Genomic DNA, 13,737 nt, shown 5'->3' with positions numbered 1-13,737 from the left:
GCAGATTTTTCGTGAAAGGGTGCTTCAAGATGGCAGATAAATACGTGACCGAACTTCAAGTGTCCGATAGCGACCGTTCACGATTTGCAGCGGATATTCAGCAGGCGATTGAATGGTTGGCGGACTATGGCAAGGATGCGTCGGGAGGAGTTACCCGTTTCCTGTACAGCGACGCCTGGAGCTTGGCCCAGCAAGCGCTGGCCCGGCGGATGGCAGAGGCGGGACTGCACGCCTATTACGACGATTGCGGCAATTTGTTCGGGCGGTTGGAGGGAAGCTGTCCGGATGAGCCGGTCCTGCTGACGGGTTCCCATCTCGACACCGTCAAGTGCGGCGGCAGGTACGACGGCGCTTACGGGATATTGGCCGGCATGATTGCGCTGACATATTTGCAGGAACGGTTTGGGGCTCCGCGGAGAACGCTGGAGGTTGTTTCATTGTGTGAAGAAGAGGGCAGCCGTTTTCCGCTGACGTATTGGGGATCGGGCAATATTACGGGAAAGTACGCTCTGGATGCGGTTCCGGCGATTCGGGATATCGACGGCATCAGCCTGCAGGAAGCGATGGAGGCCGCAGGCTTCGGGCTCGGCAGGTATCCGTCGCCGCGCCGCAGCGCTCTTGCCGGCTTCATAGAGCTGCATATCGAACAGGGATTAGTCCTCGAACGGGAACGGCTGTCTATCGGAATCGTGGACGGCATCGTCGGGCAAAAGCGGTTTATGGTGCGGGTCGACGGAACGGCCAACCATGCGGGAACCACACCGATGAAGCTGCGCCGGGATGCATTGGCCGGAGCGTGCGAAATGATAGCGTTTCTGGAAAAAACGGCTTTGTCGCAAAGGGAGCCTTTCGTGGCTACGACGGGTCAACTGCAGGTACAGCCTAATTTGGCCAATGTCATCCCCGGCCAGGTCGTTTTTACGGTGGATGTTCGCGATGCCGATTCGGAAGTGCTGGAGCAGTTTTGCAGCACATTCAAGAGCGTTTTTGCAGAGATCGCCGAGCGGAGGCAGCTGTCGGTCGATTTTCATGAATGGATGAGCATGCACCCGGTCCGGATGAATGCGGATATGAACCGCAGCTTGGCATCCATCTGTGAAGGGCGCGGCTTTGCCTACCGCTCTATGTTCAGCGGAGCGGGGCATGATGCGCAGATGTTTCAGGCAGTCTGCCCGACGACCATGCTGTTTGTTCCGAGCAAAGAAGGGATCAGCCACTCGCCGCTGGAGTACAGCGATCCCCGGGATTTGGCGGACGGCATCGTTACGTTGGTGGAATGGTTGTATTTGTACGGTTACAAGGAGGAATTGCGATGAGAAAATACAAAGATCTGGCACCGTCATTGCGCACCATCATGACCCCCGGCCCTGTGGAGGTGGATCCGCGCGTGCTGAGGGCGATGGCCACGCCGATTCTGGGGCAGTTCGATCCCGAATTTACCGATATCATGAATGAAACGATGGGCATGCTGCGTGAAGTGTTTCAAACCGGGAATGAGTATGCCTTTCCGATCGACGGTACTTCCCGCTCCGGTATCGAGGCCGTCATGGTCAGTCTTATTGAGCCGGGCGACAAGGTATTGGTTCCCATTTACGGGCGATTCGGACATCTTCTCGCGGAAATCGCCGAGCGGTGCGGAGCCGAGGTGATGACAATGGAACAAGAGTGGGGCAAAGTATTTGACCCCGGGCAGGTCATCGCCTTGATGAAGCGGGAACGTCCGGATGTGGTTGCTATGGTGCACGGAGAGACGTCTACAGGCCGGATGCAGCCTCTTCAGGAGATCGGCCGGGCGTGCCGGGAGCTGGATGCGCTGTTCATTGTGGATGCGGTGGCTACGATCGGAGGGACGGACGTACGGGTAGACGAATGGATGATTGATGCGGCGATAGGCGGTACGCAAAAATGCCTGTCGGTGCCGTCCGGCATGGCCCCGATCACCTACAACGAAAGAGCGGAATCGAAAATCCGCAAACGCAAGCAAGTGGAGCGCGGGCTGCGCGATCCCCATGTCGACTTGAGCTGTTCGGGGAGAACGATCCGCAGCAATTATTTCGACTTGAGCCAGCTGCAGGACTATTGGGGACCGCGCCGTTTGAACCACCATACGGAGGCTACCTCCATGCTGTATGCGCTCAGGGAAGGCTTGCGCCTTGTGCTGGAGGAGGGATTGGAGCAGCGTTTTGCCCGGCATAAGCTCCAGGAAAAGGCTCTGGTCGCCGGGCTGCAGGCCATGGGATTGTTGCTGTTCGGCGATCCGGACTGCAAGCTTCCGGTAGTGACCTGTGTTCAAGTCCCGGAGGGAATATCGGGGGATTCGGTGATGCATATGCTGCTCAGCGAGTTTAGCGTGGAGATTGCCAGCTCCTTCGGCCCGCTGAAGGGGAAAATTTGGAGAATCGGTACCATGGGATACAGCAGCAATCAAAGAAATGTGCTTCATGTGCTGGGCGCGCTTGAAGCCGTGCTGATCCGGCACCGGGCCAAAATCGACGCCGGCCGGGCCGTGCAGGCTGCGTTAGATGTGTATATGGAAGCGAAAGGCACTGTGTATGAGGCGTCCGCTGGCGTCCGTTAGATTGAAAATCCATCTAACAGGCGCCGGGAAAACGCCGCCTGTAAGGCTGATTTTCAGCGCAGTGGCCAGCGGGAGAGGCACACCCCCACTGCCAGCGCCATCGCAAGCGATACGGAATATGGTTTAAGCTCCTCTATCGTTACGTCTGATCTGGAAAGAGGAGAGGAGCTTGCGCTGCAAATCGAGAGCGGAATGACCCATATGACCGACCAAACGGTGAATGACAGTCCCGTGATTCCGTTTGGAGGAAACAAAGCAAGCGGCAGCGGCAGATTTGATCAAACGGTAAAACCTCGGATTTCCCATACCCAAGCTGACAAGGTTGAAAATAGATCAAAGGTCAATGCAGCGGCCGTCGTCCGGCATTGCAGCTGGAGGCGGCCTACGCCTATAAAGTATACATATCCATAGGAGACCATGCTCAACGGGCGCATCACCTAATCGGTGTGCGCCCGTTGTGTTTTTCTTACCATTCCATGGGGAGCCCGACATAGTTCTCTGCAAGGCTGGTCGAGGCGGCCCGGGAGGAAGTGATATAATCCAGTTCGGCAAGTTGGATACCTCGCTCGAACGGGCTGTGGTCCATATTGACGTGCAGCAGTGATGTCATGAAAGAGGAGAAGCGCTCAGCCTTCCAGATGCGGCGCAGACAGGTCGCGGAATAACGCTCAAGCAGCTCCGTTTTTCTGGTTTTGTAGAAGGCGTCAAAGCCGCGTGCCAGGACTTGGACATCCGCAACGGCCAGATTAAGCCCTTTGGCGCCGGTCGGCGGGACGATATGCGCCGCGTCTCCGGCCAGGAAGAGCCTGCCGTACTGCATCGGATCGCACACAAAGCTGCGCATGGCAATGATGCCCTTCTGAATAATCGGGCCTTCGATCAGTTTCCACCCTTCATCGGTCTCCAGCCTGGCATGGAGCTCCGTCCATATGCGGTCGTCGGACCAGTTGGCGATGTCATCTCTGGGATCGACCTGGATGTAGAGGCGCTGAATCTCCGGTGAACGTGTGCTGAGCAGTGCAAAACCGCGTTCATGATGGGCGTAGACCAGTTCAGGCGCTGACGGCGGTGCTTCGATAAGGATGCCGAGCCAGCCGAGCGGATATTTTTTCTCGTAAGTCTTGCGGACGGTTCCCGGGATCGCCGCTCTGCACGGGCCGTGGAAGCCGTCGCATCCGGCGATAAAGTCACAAACGATTTCCTGGAGCTCTCCAGCTTTGTCCTTGCGGTAACGGATTTTCGGTGTGGCGGTGTCCAGATCGTGCAGGCTGACGTCGCCCGCATTGAAAATCAATTCCCCGCCGGCTTGGAGACGGGCGGCAACCAGATCCTTGATGACCTCATGCTGGGCATATACCGTCACATTCTTTCCGCCGGTAAGCTCATGCATGTTAATGCGGTGGCCCTTGCGGTTGAAGCGAAGCTCGATCCCATGGTGAAAATGCGCTTCCCTGCTAAGCCGTTCGCCGACGCCCGTTGCTTTCATGAGATCGACGGTGCCCTGCTCAAGTACGCCTGCACGGATCGTTCCCTCGATTTCTTCGCGGGTCCGGTTCTCGATGATGACCGACTCTATTCCCTGGAGATGCAGAAGATGCGAAAGCATGAGACCTGCCGGTCCCGCCCCGATAATTCCCACTTGTGTACGCATGGTTGAGACCTCCTGTAATGATGTTATTGGCTTAAATCCCAAATCTATGAAAATCAAAACCTACCACCGTAACGCAAACGCGTTCATTCCGGCAAAAAAATGCCGGCCCGAAGCTGTCATCCCATTAGTCCCTTAATGCCGGTTCCGCCGTCGAATTCGGGGGGCCATGAGCAAAGATCGAATGGAAAATCGGAGCCGGGAACCACTTGTTCTTCACCTACCAAATCAATCAGGCAGCGCAAGCTTGCTCCATTCCACAGCACCGTGTCAAACCAGAAACGGCGCAAATAATCGCCGGGAGGGCTTTCCAGCATAGAGGAAACCGCTTTCCATTTGGTATAGCCTTCATTCAAGCGCCCGATCTGGTAAGGCAGAAATCCGCCTCCATGGGCCAGTAATATTTTGACGTTCCGATATTTGTCCAGCATTCCGCTCAGCAATAAATCCGCAGCACACACCGTCGTCTCCCAGGGAACGCCGATGAGATTGGGCATCATTCGCTTCTTTAGACGAGGGTCTTCGCACAGTAACGGATGGATAAAAATAATCGCTCTCCGGGCATCGGCTTCCTCCCAGAACGGGGTAAAAAAATCGTCCGTCAGCATCCGATGGGATAGGCCGGGCCCGATAATGGCCCCTTTTAATCCCCACTCCATCGCCTGCTTTAATTCTTTTGCCGCAAGAACGGGATTGTTCAGCGGAACGGTGGCCAATGCAGAAATTCTGTCGGGATGGGCCTGGACCCAATCGGCTAGCGATCGGTTATAGACGGCGGAGAGTTCATCTGTGATTTCATCGGGAAAGTCATACATAAAAAGCTGGGGGATCGGTGAAACCAGGGAATGAGCAACGCCGGCCGCTTCCTGTTCCTGCAGGTATCGATGGGGTTCAATAAAAGCCTTTTTCAGTTCAAAGCTCCATTTGCCGTTCACCGTTAGAAAATCTTCCTGATCCGGTGCTCTTCTTTCCCACTTGGCATGGACGGTCTGTTGATGATCCTTCAGCCAGAGCATCACATCCGGGGGAATAAAGTGGGTGTGTACATCAAACATCAAACCACGCTCCTTGCATCGTCCGCTTCATAAGCCACGGTGATCGACGCCAAATTGTTGCATATACAAGAACGATAGTCTTGTATAAGGAAATGTACTTATTTTAGCACAGCCGGGATCACAAAAAAATACTTTAAAAAATAAATTTAATTGTTGCGTATAGAGGAACAATGGTGTTGTATATAAAATTGTATTCAGGTAAGCTAATAAAAAAGCAATATGTAAGCGCTGTATTTCAATTTTATTCCAAAAATTCCTTCCAAAAATAAGGAGGTTTACTTATGTCGGCTGTACAAGATCAAGTAAGATCTATGGATTGCAAGCATTTCATAAACGGACAATATATTTCATCCTTCAACGGAAGGACCTTTGATAATATTAATCCGGCAACGGAAGAAGTATTGGGCAAGGTCTCCGAAGGCGGGAAGGAAGAAATTGACCTCGCTGTGGGAGCGGCGAGAAGAGCGTTAAACGGACCGTGGAAAACCATGACCCTCAATGACCGTATTGCCGTGATTCGCCGGATCGGAGATATTATTCTGGAGCGAAAGGATGAGTTAGCCAGGCTGGAATCGCTGGACACCGGCAAACCGTTATGGCTTTCAAGCTCGGTCGATATTCCGCGCTCCGCCTTTAACTTTCATTTCTTTGCCGATTATCTGCGTTCTGTCGGCAACGAAGCTTACCATACGGATGACGTTGCTATCAACTATTCCATTCGTCGTCCAGTAGGCGTCGTCGGCTTGATTAATCCCTGGAACCTGCCTCTGCTATTGCTGACCTGGAAGCTGGCTCCCTGTCTTGCAGCTGGCAATACGTGCGTCATCAAACCGGCCGAATTAACCCCGATGACGGCTACGATCCTGGGGGAAATTTGCCGCGAAGCGGGCGTGCCCGACGGCGTGGTGAACATTGTCAACGGCTTTGGCCCCGATTCCGCCGGTTCGGCATTATCGGAGCATCCCGATGTAGACGCCATTTCCTTCACGGGGGAAACGGAAACCGGGAAAATCATCATGAAGGCGGCCTCCCGGTCGTTAAAAAGCTTTCTTACGAGCTCGGCGGCAAAAATCCGAATATCATCTTTGCCGATGCGGATCTGGATGAAGTCATTGAAACCACGTTGAAATCGAGCTTTATTAACCAGGGAGAAGTGTGTTTGTGCGGGTCGCGCATTTATGTAGAGCGGCCCGTATACGAACAATTCCTGCACAAATTTACGGCGAAAGCCAAAGAGCTTGTTGTCGGAGATCCGTTTGATCATCATTCAAAGGTAGGGGCGCTTGTAGGGGCGGAGCATTATGAGCGTGTAACCGGCTATATCCGGCTGGCCCAGGAAGAAGGAGGGCAAATTCTGATCGGCGGCAAGCGTCCCGAAGGATTGGAGAGGGGATATTTTCTTGAGCCGACGATCATCACAGGATTAAACCGCAATTGCCGCGTCGTGCGCGAGGAGATTTTCGGGCCGGTGGTAACGGTGATGCCGTTTGATGAAGAAGAAGAAGTCATTGCCCAGGCCAACGATACACACTACGGCTTGAGCGCGTCGATATGGACCAATGATCTGCGCCGGGCCCATCGGGTAGCAGGCCGGATTGAAGCGGGTATCGTTTGGGTGAACACGTGGTTTTTGCGTGATTTACGGACTCCGTTCGGCGGTATGAAGCAAAGCGGCATTGGTCGTGAAGGCGGTATTCACAGCTTCGAGTTCTATACCGAATTGACGAATGTTTGTATCAAACTATAGGAGGGAATGGCGTTGAGTTCCAGGTTTGATCGGAAAACGATACAATATGCCGAACATCTTGAGAAGGCGGTCGCAGAACGTCAAGGGGTTTCGCCCCTTACGGAGCTTGATCCGGATTTGACGGTGGAGCAGGCCTATCAGGTTCAGCTTTATGGCATTCAAAAGCAGGTGGACGCCGGACAGCGCATCGTCGGAAAGAAAATCGGCCTGACCTCCCTTGCCATGCAGCAATTGCTAGGCGTGGATCAGCCGGATTACGGCCACTTATTGGATAGTATGGCGGCGGAAAACGGGGGCCAAATCACTTTGGACCGGGTACTACAGCCTAAAGTCGAAGCCGAGATTGCTTTTGTGCTGAAGCAGGACTTGGCGGGGCCGGGGATTACGGTGATGGATGTCTTGAAAGCCACCGATTATATTATTCCTGCTCTGGAAATTGTGGACAGCAGGATAGCCGACTGGAAAATTAAACTGCAGGATACGATCGCCGACAACGCTTCTTCCGGACTTTATGTGTTAGGGGGAACGCCTCATTCCGTAGATCAGATCGATCTTGCACAGCTTGGCGTCGTTCTGTATAAGAACGGCGAAATCATGAACACAGGGGTGGGCGCGGCCGCTTTGGGACACCCGGCTGCATGCGTGGCTTGGCTGGCCAATAAATTATCCGAGTTTGGCATTGTACTCAAAGCAGGCGAGGTGATTCTCTCAGGCGCTCTTTCCGCTGCCGTAAATGCCGGGCCGGGAGATTCTTTCCTGGCGAGATTTGCCCATTTAGGCGAAGTCAAGGTTCGATTTTAGCGTTCAAGCATGAAGGGTACCGAAGATATGAAAGGAGTGGGCTTCCATGTCCAAAATCAAAGCAGCCATTCTGGGATCAGGTAATATCGGCACGGATTTGATGCTGAAATTAGAGCGCTCCAACATACTGCAGTTAACCGCCATGATCGGTATTGATCCGGAGTCCGACGGTCTGCTTCGCGCCAAAGAGCGGGGATTCGAAACGATTACTACGGGGATCAAGGGATTTCTGGAGCGTCCGGAGCTTGCGGACATTGTGTTTGATGCGACTTCCGCTAAAGCGCATATCCGCCATGCGAAATTATTGAAGGAAGCGGGAAAGCGCGTGCTTGATTTGACCCCTGCCGCCGTCGGCGCTTTGGTCATTCCTCCGGTCAACCTTGGCGAGCATATCGCAGAGGACAATATTAACCTCGTGACTTGCGGAGGACAGGCGACCATCCCGATCGTTCATGCGATCAACCGGGTCAGTCCGGTGCAATATGCGGAAATTGTTGCGACAATATCCAGTAAAAGCGCAGGACCGGGAACGCGTGCGAACATTGACGAATTTACGCAAACAACGGCACGGGGGATTGAAGTTATCGGAGGGGCGCAAAAAGGAAAAGCCATTATTATTTTGAATCCGGCCGAGCCACCTATTCTTATGAGGGACACGGTGTATGCTTTAGTGGCGGAAGAACAATTGGACGAGGACAAAATCAAGGATTCGATTTACGCTATGGTCAAATCGGTACAATCTTACGTTCCCGGCTATCGGTTGAGAACGGAGCCCATCTTTGAAGGAAATAAAGTCACCGTATTTCTGGAAGTGGAAGGCGCGGGGGATTACCTGCCGAAGTACTCGGGCAACCTCGATATCATGACGGCCGCAGCCGTGAAGGTGGCCGAAGAATTGGCGCAGCACCGTTTGACGCAAAAAGCGATATAAAGGAGGGAGCATTCATGACGCAAGATAAGCGGATTTTAATCACCGAAGTGGCATTGCGTGACGGAAGCCATGCGATCGCCCACCAGTATACCGTAGACCAGGTGTCCAAAGTGGCCAAAGCGCTGGATGAAGCGAACATCCCTTATATTGAGGTGTCTCACGGAGACGGGCTGGCCGGTTCGTCCCTGCAGTATGGCCTATCCCGCACCCATGAGCTGGAATTGATTGAGGCTGCGGTAGCGGTATGCCGGCAAGCCCGGATAGCCGTACTGCTTTTGCCCGGCATCGGTACGATGGAAGAGCTGAGGCAGGCCGCAAACCTGGGCGTCAAAATGGCGCGTATTGCTACCCATGTGACAGAGGCGGATGTGTCGGCGCAGCATATCGCTTTAACCAAGGAGCTTGGATTGGAAGCGGTTGGATTTCTGATGATGTCTCACATGGCTCCGGTCGAAAAGCTTGTTGAACAGGCCAAATTGATGGAGAGCTACGGAGCGGATACCGTCTATGTCGTCGACTCGGCGGGAGCCCTTCTCCCTCATGAAGTGAAAGAGCGGATTCGGGCCCTTCGGCAGCATCTGGGCATTCCGATCGGATTCCATGCACATAACAATTTATCGCTTGCCATGGCCAATACGTTGGTGGCTATAGAAGAAGGGGCTACCCGAATCGACGGCAGCGTTCGCTGCCTGGGAGCGGGAGCCGGAAATACCCAAACGGAAGTCTTAATTGCCGTTTTGGAACGATTAGGTTTATCTACAGGGGTTGACTTGTACAAAATGATGGACCTGGCGGAAGAGATTGTAGCGCCTATCCTCCAGGTGCCGCAGGAGATCACGAGAGACAGCCTGGTGATGGGGTATGCGGGCGTCTACTCCAGTTTTCTGCTTCATGCAAAGCGTGCAGCCCAAAAATTCAATATTGATTCGCGGGACATTTTAATTGAACTTGGCAGGCGGAAAGTGGTCGGCGGTCAAGAAGATATGATTGTGGATGTAGCGGCGGAAATCGCCAAATCCAGGCAGGAGCCTGCTGTCCGTTAGGGGAGGGAAGAAGATGCGCGCGCTCGATTTTAAATCTACAGCCGAATTTCTGCACCGGGCCGAAATGGAGAAACGTGAAGTTGTTCGAATTACGGCTGATTATCCTGACATGACCATAGAGGATGCCTATCAAGTGCTCGCTGAATTGGTCGCGATCAAACGTCAGCGGGGGCATCGGATCATCGGACCGAAAATGGGTCTAACCAGCCAGGCCAAAATGAAGCAAATGAACGTGGAAGAGCCGATTTACGGATATATATTCGACTATATGGCGGTTCCCGAAGGCGGAACGGTTTCGATGCGGGAATTGATCCATCCTAAAGTGGAGGCGGAGATCGCCTTTGTCATGGGCAAAGATATGGAAGGCCCGGCCGTTACGGGAACCCAGGTGCTTGCCGCTACGGAGTATGTGGTGCCGGCGCTCGAGATTATCGATAGCCGTTACGAAAATTTTAAATTTACCTTGCCGGATGTCATTGCCGACAATGCTTCCTCTTCCAGGGTGGTATTTGGAACCGTGCTTCAACGGCCTGATAACCTGGAGCTGGATTTGGTCGGCGTGACCCTCTCGATCAATGGGGAAATCAAGGATTTGGGGGTGGGAGCCGCCGTCCTGGGACATCCGGCCAATTCAGTTGCTATGCTGGCCAATATGCTGGCCAGAAAAGGCGAGAAAGTAAAAGCGGGAGACATCATTTTGACCGGAGGTATAACAGGCGCCCTGATCTTGAACGCCGGCGATACGATAACGGCAAAGTTTGACGGATTGGGGCAGGTTGGCTTTAGGGTGACAGAATAAAACTATACCGTAAGCGGAGGATTCCATACGATGCCCATTGTGAATATTCAACTGCTGGAAGGAAGATCCGAAGAGAAGGTCAAGGAAGTGATTCGGAATGTTACGGAGACGGTATGCCATACACTGGAAGTAAAAAAAGAAAGCGTCCGTGTGATTGTCACTGAAATACCGAAAACACATTGGGGGATCGGCGGAGTATCCGTGTCGGATATTCCGGGCAGATAAATTGTGAATGAACATGGAGGAGGAAATGTAAATGTCCATTGAATTGGGTTTACTGGTACCCCACACGCCTCGTATGTGCCATGAGGAGCAAGCACCGGCGTTTCAAAAAGAATTGGTTCGATCCATGCATGAAGCCGCAGATGTGATTGCAAGCCTGAAACCGGATGTCATCGTCCTCATCTCCTGCCATTGGATGTCGAGCTTTCACCATCTTGTGGATGCGACACCGCATCACAAAGGCATTCTAACGGCGTTTGAATGTCCCGAATTGATTTCCGATGTTCCCTATGAATATCCCGGAGACGAGCAGCTGGGGAGCCGGTTGGTGGAGGCGGGCCAGCAGGCCGGACTTTCCGTCGTAAAAGTAAATGATCCGACCTATGTGTGGGATTATGGAACTGTTGTCCCTCTCCGGTATCTCGTGCCCAAGGGGGACATCCCGGTTATCGATCTTTCCGTGACATGGGCGGCAAATTTGGAAGAAACCTATCAGTGGGGGCAGCAAGTAGGAAAGGTATTGCGGGAAAGTGAAAAGCGGGCCGTTTTTGTAAGCAGCGGAGCGCTTTCCCACAATCTTGTGAGAGGTCCCGAGGTCATGCCGTCCATATCCGAACAGGCGCTGGATAAACAATTCCTGGACTATCTCAATCACAATGATTTGCAATCGGCATGGAAGATGCTTCCCCAATATGCCAAAGCGGCGTCCGTTGAGTCCGGGGGCCGCCATCTGGCGATGCTGCTCGGAGTGCTGGAAGGAAATTATACAAGCAAATATTACGGATACGGGCAATCCTCGGCAAGCGCCAATGTGGTGATGACTTTTCAGCCCGGATCGACAGAATCCGCCCATATCACGGCATAAGAACCGGAACAGACCCGAATAGATCTTCCGCTTCTTGTGAATCCGCAAACTGCAAGGAGGATTGGGAATGATGCTGAAACAGGAGTTAGACAAAAACGTATTTCAGGCACTCAAAGAAAAGATGAAGCAGGGCTTGCTTCCCCAGTGGATATTAACGGATCCTCAAATTTACGAGATGGAAATCGACAAGATATTTGCTCATACGTGGCAATTTTTAGCGCATGAAACGGAACTGAAGGAACCCGGAAGCTATGTGACAAGATGGATGGTCAATGATCCGGTTTTGCTGGTGAAGACCAATAGCGGGGAGCTGAAGGCATTTCTCAATTCCTGCCCGCATCGGGGAACACAATTATGCACTGCTGATTTCGGAAAAAAGAAAACGCTTACTTGCCCATACCATGGGTGGAGCTTTAACTTGAACGGCGACCTCATTGGCGTCGTAGCCGGTGACAAGGTGTATGGCGGAGAAATGAAAAAGGATGAGTGGGGGCTGCGTCCCATTCCTCAGGTCGGCGTGTACCAAGGCATGATTTTTGGCAATTTGGACCCGAATGCCATGTCGTTGGAAGAATATCTTGGAGATATGAAATGGTATATGGACATCATGCTGGGTCGCAGCGATGGAGGCATGGAGGTCAGGGGACTCCCGCAGCGATGGGTAGTGAATACCAATTGGAAGCTGGTATTGGAGAACTTCTCTGGAGATCCCTATCATGTCCAAACCACGCACCGTTCGACGGTTGAAATGGGCATCAGTCCGCAGGACCCGCTGTATGCCGGTTACGGGCATCAAGTGGTGCTGCAGCATGGACATGGAGTGAACGTAATCACGGCCTCCGCTCCGGGCAAACCGCAAAGACCCCCGTATCAAGGCTTACCCCAAGAGATGTGGCCGATGTTCGAAAGAAACTTGAATGAGGATCAATTAAAGGTTTTCTCGAAAGCAACCGTTCTTGTAGGTTCCATTTTCCCGAATTTGTCGTTCGTTAGTCCGGTGCATGGAAGTGAAGGGCATTTGCACAATTACTTGAATTTCCGCGTATGGCGCCCGCTAGGTCCGGAGAAAATTGAGATTTGGTCCTGGTTTATGATCGATAAGGCCGCATCGGACGAATACAAAGAAGACGCCTATAAAGGCTATATCAGCTCCTTCGGCCCTTCGGGCACGTTGGAGCAGGACGATACGGAGATTTGGATCCGCGTGACCCAATCAAGCAAAGGGATCATGGCCCGAAGCAAAGACCACAGCTATAACAATCTGCTCAATTATTTAATGGGTCTTGACCGGGTACTGCCGGATGACACGTGGCCCGGACCCGGCGTTGCCTATCCGACTTGTTATCTGGATGCGATATCCAGAGCAACCCATGAGTATTGGTTGGAGCTTCTTACCGGGGAAGGACCGGAAAATGAACAGGAAATGATGCGAAAGGAATATGCGGGGGGCCATGGCGATGAATAGTGAGCTGCAACTCCAAATTACCCGCTTTCTTCACCAGGAAGCCTTTTTGCTGGACGACCGGCGGTTTGGGGAATGGCTGGATTTATTTACGGACGACATCATTTATCGAATGCCTCTTAGGGCGACACGCGAAAATAAAGAGGGCTCCAGCATTGTGGAAGAGATGACTTTTTTTGAAGAAACCAAAACATCGTTGACCACGCGCGTGAAAAGGCTGGATACCGCATCGGCCTGGGCGGAGAATCCGGCTCCGAGAACCCGTCATTTTATATCGAATATTTTTGTCGAATCGGGTTCTGATGAGAACGGGTTCGAGGTCAGAAGCTATTTTTTGTTCAAGCGAAGCAGAGCGGGAGATATTGCAACGGAAGAAATCTTTGGAGAGCGGCTCGATGTGCTCCGGAAAGTAAACGGCCAATGGAAAATCGCTTCGAGGACGATCTATCCTGATCAAACCGTATTAAATGTGATGAATTTAAGTATGTTTTTATGAACCAAAGCACGTTTGGAATGATTTAGGGGGACAAAAGTAAAGCGCTTACTTTGAATGGGGTTTTATCATGCGGTCTTTCATTTTGAATTG

Annotated in this window: 12 protein-coding genes and 2 pseudogenes; 12 read left to right on the top strand and 2 right to left on the bottom strand. The window is 52.6% G+C overall.

What is annotated here, in order from left to right; genetic code table 11:
• Nucleotides 1-29: 29 nt before the first annotated feature.
• The 3 genes and pseudogenes from EXW96_RS11210 to EXW96_RS27455 form a co-directional block, all read left to right on the top strand.
• A complete protein-coding gene (locus tag EXW96_RS11210; protein WP_074728061.1) occupies nucleotides 30-1,316 on the top strand; it encodes a Zn-dependent hydrolase in 1,287 nt (428 codons plus the stop codon).
• The gene (locus EXW96_RS11205) at nucleotides 1,313-2,578 is read left to right on the top strand and encodes a pyridoxal-phosphate-dependent aminotransferase family protein (RefSeq protein WP_074728059.1); all 1,266 of its coding nucleotides are present in this window, start codon (nucleotides 1,313-1,315) and stop codon (nucleotides 2,576-2,578) included. The genes EXW96_RS11210 and EXW96_RS11205 overlap by 4 nt, the downstream gene beginning before the upstream one ends.
• A gap of 99 nt (nucleotides 2,579-2,677) precedes the next feature.
• A pseudogene (locus EXW96_RS27455) lies at nucleotides 2,678-2,854 on the top strand (aldehyde dehydrogenase family protein); the annotation flags it as partial.
• Nucleotides 2,855-3,044: 190 nt separating this feature from the next.
• Here EXW96_RS27455 and pobA read toward each other — a convergent pair.
• Nucleotides 3,045-4,229 carry a 4-hydroxybenzoate 3-monooxygenase gene (pobA, locus tag EXW96_RS11195; RefSeq protein ID WP_074728057.1) on the bottom strand — a complete coding sequence of 395 codons (1,185 nt, stop codon included), beginning with the start codon at nucleotides 4,227-4,229 and terminating at the stop codon, nucleotides 3,045-3,047.
• A gap of 116 nt (nucleotides 4,230-4,345) precedes the next feature.
• Entirely contained in the window at nucleotides 4,346-5,281 is a 936-nt protein-coding gene (locus EXW96_RS11190; RefSeq protein ID WP_074728055.1) for an amidohydrolase family protein, read from the bottom strand.
• Nucleotides 5,282-5,562: 281 nt separating this feature from the next.
• Between EXW96_RS11190 and EXW96_RS11185 the strand changes: the two are divergent.
• The 9 genes and pseudogenes from EXW96_RS11185 (at nucleotide 5,563) to EXW96_RS11145 (ending at nucleotide 13,647) form a co-directional block, all read left to right on the top strand.
• Nucleotides 5,563-7,028 (top strand): annotated as a pseudogene (locus EXW96_RS11185) (aldehyde dehydrogenase).
• Between the two features lie 12 nt (nucleotides 7,029-7,040).
• A complete protein-coding gene (locus EXW96_RS11180) occupies nucleotides 7,041-7,829 on the top strand; it encodes a 2-keto-4-pentenoate hydratase (protein ID WP_254611341.1) in 789 nt (262 codons plus the stop codon).
• 46 nt (nucleotides 7,830-7,875) lie between these two features.
• On the top strand, nucleotides 7,876-8,760 hold the full coding sequence (locus EXW96_RS11175) for an acetaldehyde dehydrogenase (acetylating) (RefSeq protein ID WP_054817584.1): 885 nt from the start codon (nucleotides 7,876-7,878) through the stop codon (nucleotides 8,758-8,760).
• A 14-nt stretch (nucleotides 8,761-8,774) separates the two neighbouring features.
• Nucleotides 8,775-9,803, top strand: a complete 1,029-nt coding sequence (gene dmpG / locus EXW96_RS11170) for a 4-hydroxy-2-oxovalerate aldolase (RefSeq protein ID WP_062406367.1) — start codon at nucleotides 8,775-8,777, stop codon at nucleotides 9,801-9,803.
• A 13-nt stretch (nucleotides 9,804-9,816) separates the two neighbouring features.
• On the top strand, nucleotides 9,817-10,602 hold the full coding sequence (locus tag EXW96_RS11165) for a 2-keto-4-pentenoate hydratase (RefSeq protein WP_074728051.1): 786 nt from the start codon (nucleotides 9,817-9,819) through the stop codon (nucleotides 10,600-10,602).
• Nucleotides 10,603-10,632: 30 nt separating this feature from the next.
• Nucleotides 10,633-10,827: a 4-oxalocrotonate tautomerase gene (locus EXW96_RS11160; protein ID WP_054817585.1), complete on the top strand. Its 195-nt coding sequence runs from the start codon at nucleotides 10,633-10,635 to the stop codon at nucleotides 10,825-10,827.
• 31 nt (nucleotides 10,828-10,858) lie between these two features.
• Nucleotides 10,859-11,689: a DODA-type extradiol aromatic ring-opening family dioxygenase gene (locus EXW96_RS11155; RefSeq protein WP_054817586.1), complete on the top strand. Its 831-nt coding sequence runs from the start codon at nucleotides 10,859-10,861 to the stop codon at nucleotides 11,687-11,689.
• 70 nt (nucleotides 11,690-11,759) lie between these two features.
• Nucleotides 11,760-13,154 (top strand): aromatic ring-hydroxylating oxygenase subunit alpha, encoded by a 1,395-nt coding sequence (locus tag EXW96_RS11150; RefSeq protein WP_174350599.1) that lies wholly within the window; start codon nucleotides 11,760-11,762, stop codon nucleotides 13,152-13,154.
• Nucleotides 13,147-13,647: a 3-phenylpropionate/cinnamic acid dioxygenase subunit beta gene (locus tag EXW96_RS11145; protein WP_174350561.1), complete on the top strand. Its 501-nt coding sequence runs from the start codon at nucleotides 13,147-13,149 to the stop codon at nucleotides 13,645-13,647. Before EXW96_RS11150 ends, EXW96_RS11145 begins: the two co-directional genes overlap by 8 nt.
• Nucleotides 13,648-13,737: the final 90 nt, after the last annotated feature.

The organism is Paenibacillus sp. JMULE4, assembly GCF_013337105.1.
Classification (GTDB): domain Bacteria; phylum Bacillota; class Bacilli; order Paenibacillales; family NBRC-103111; genus Paenibacillus_G; species Paenibacillus_G naphthalenovorans.
This window is presented reverse-complemented; position numbering and strand designations above follow the sequence as displayed.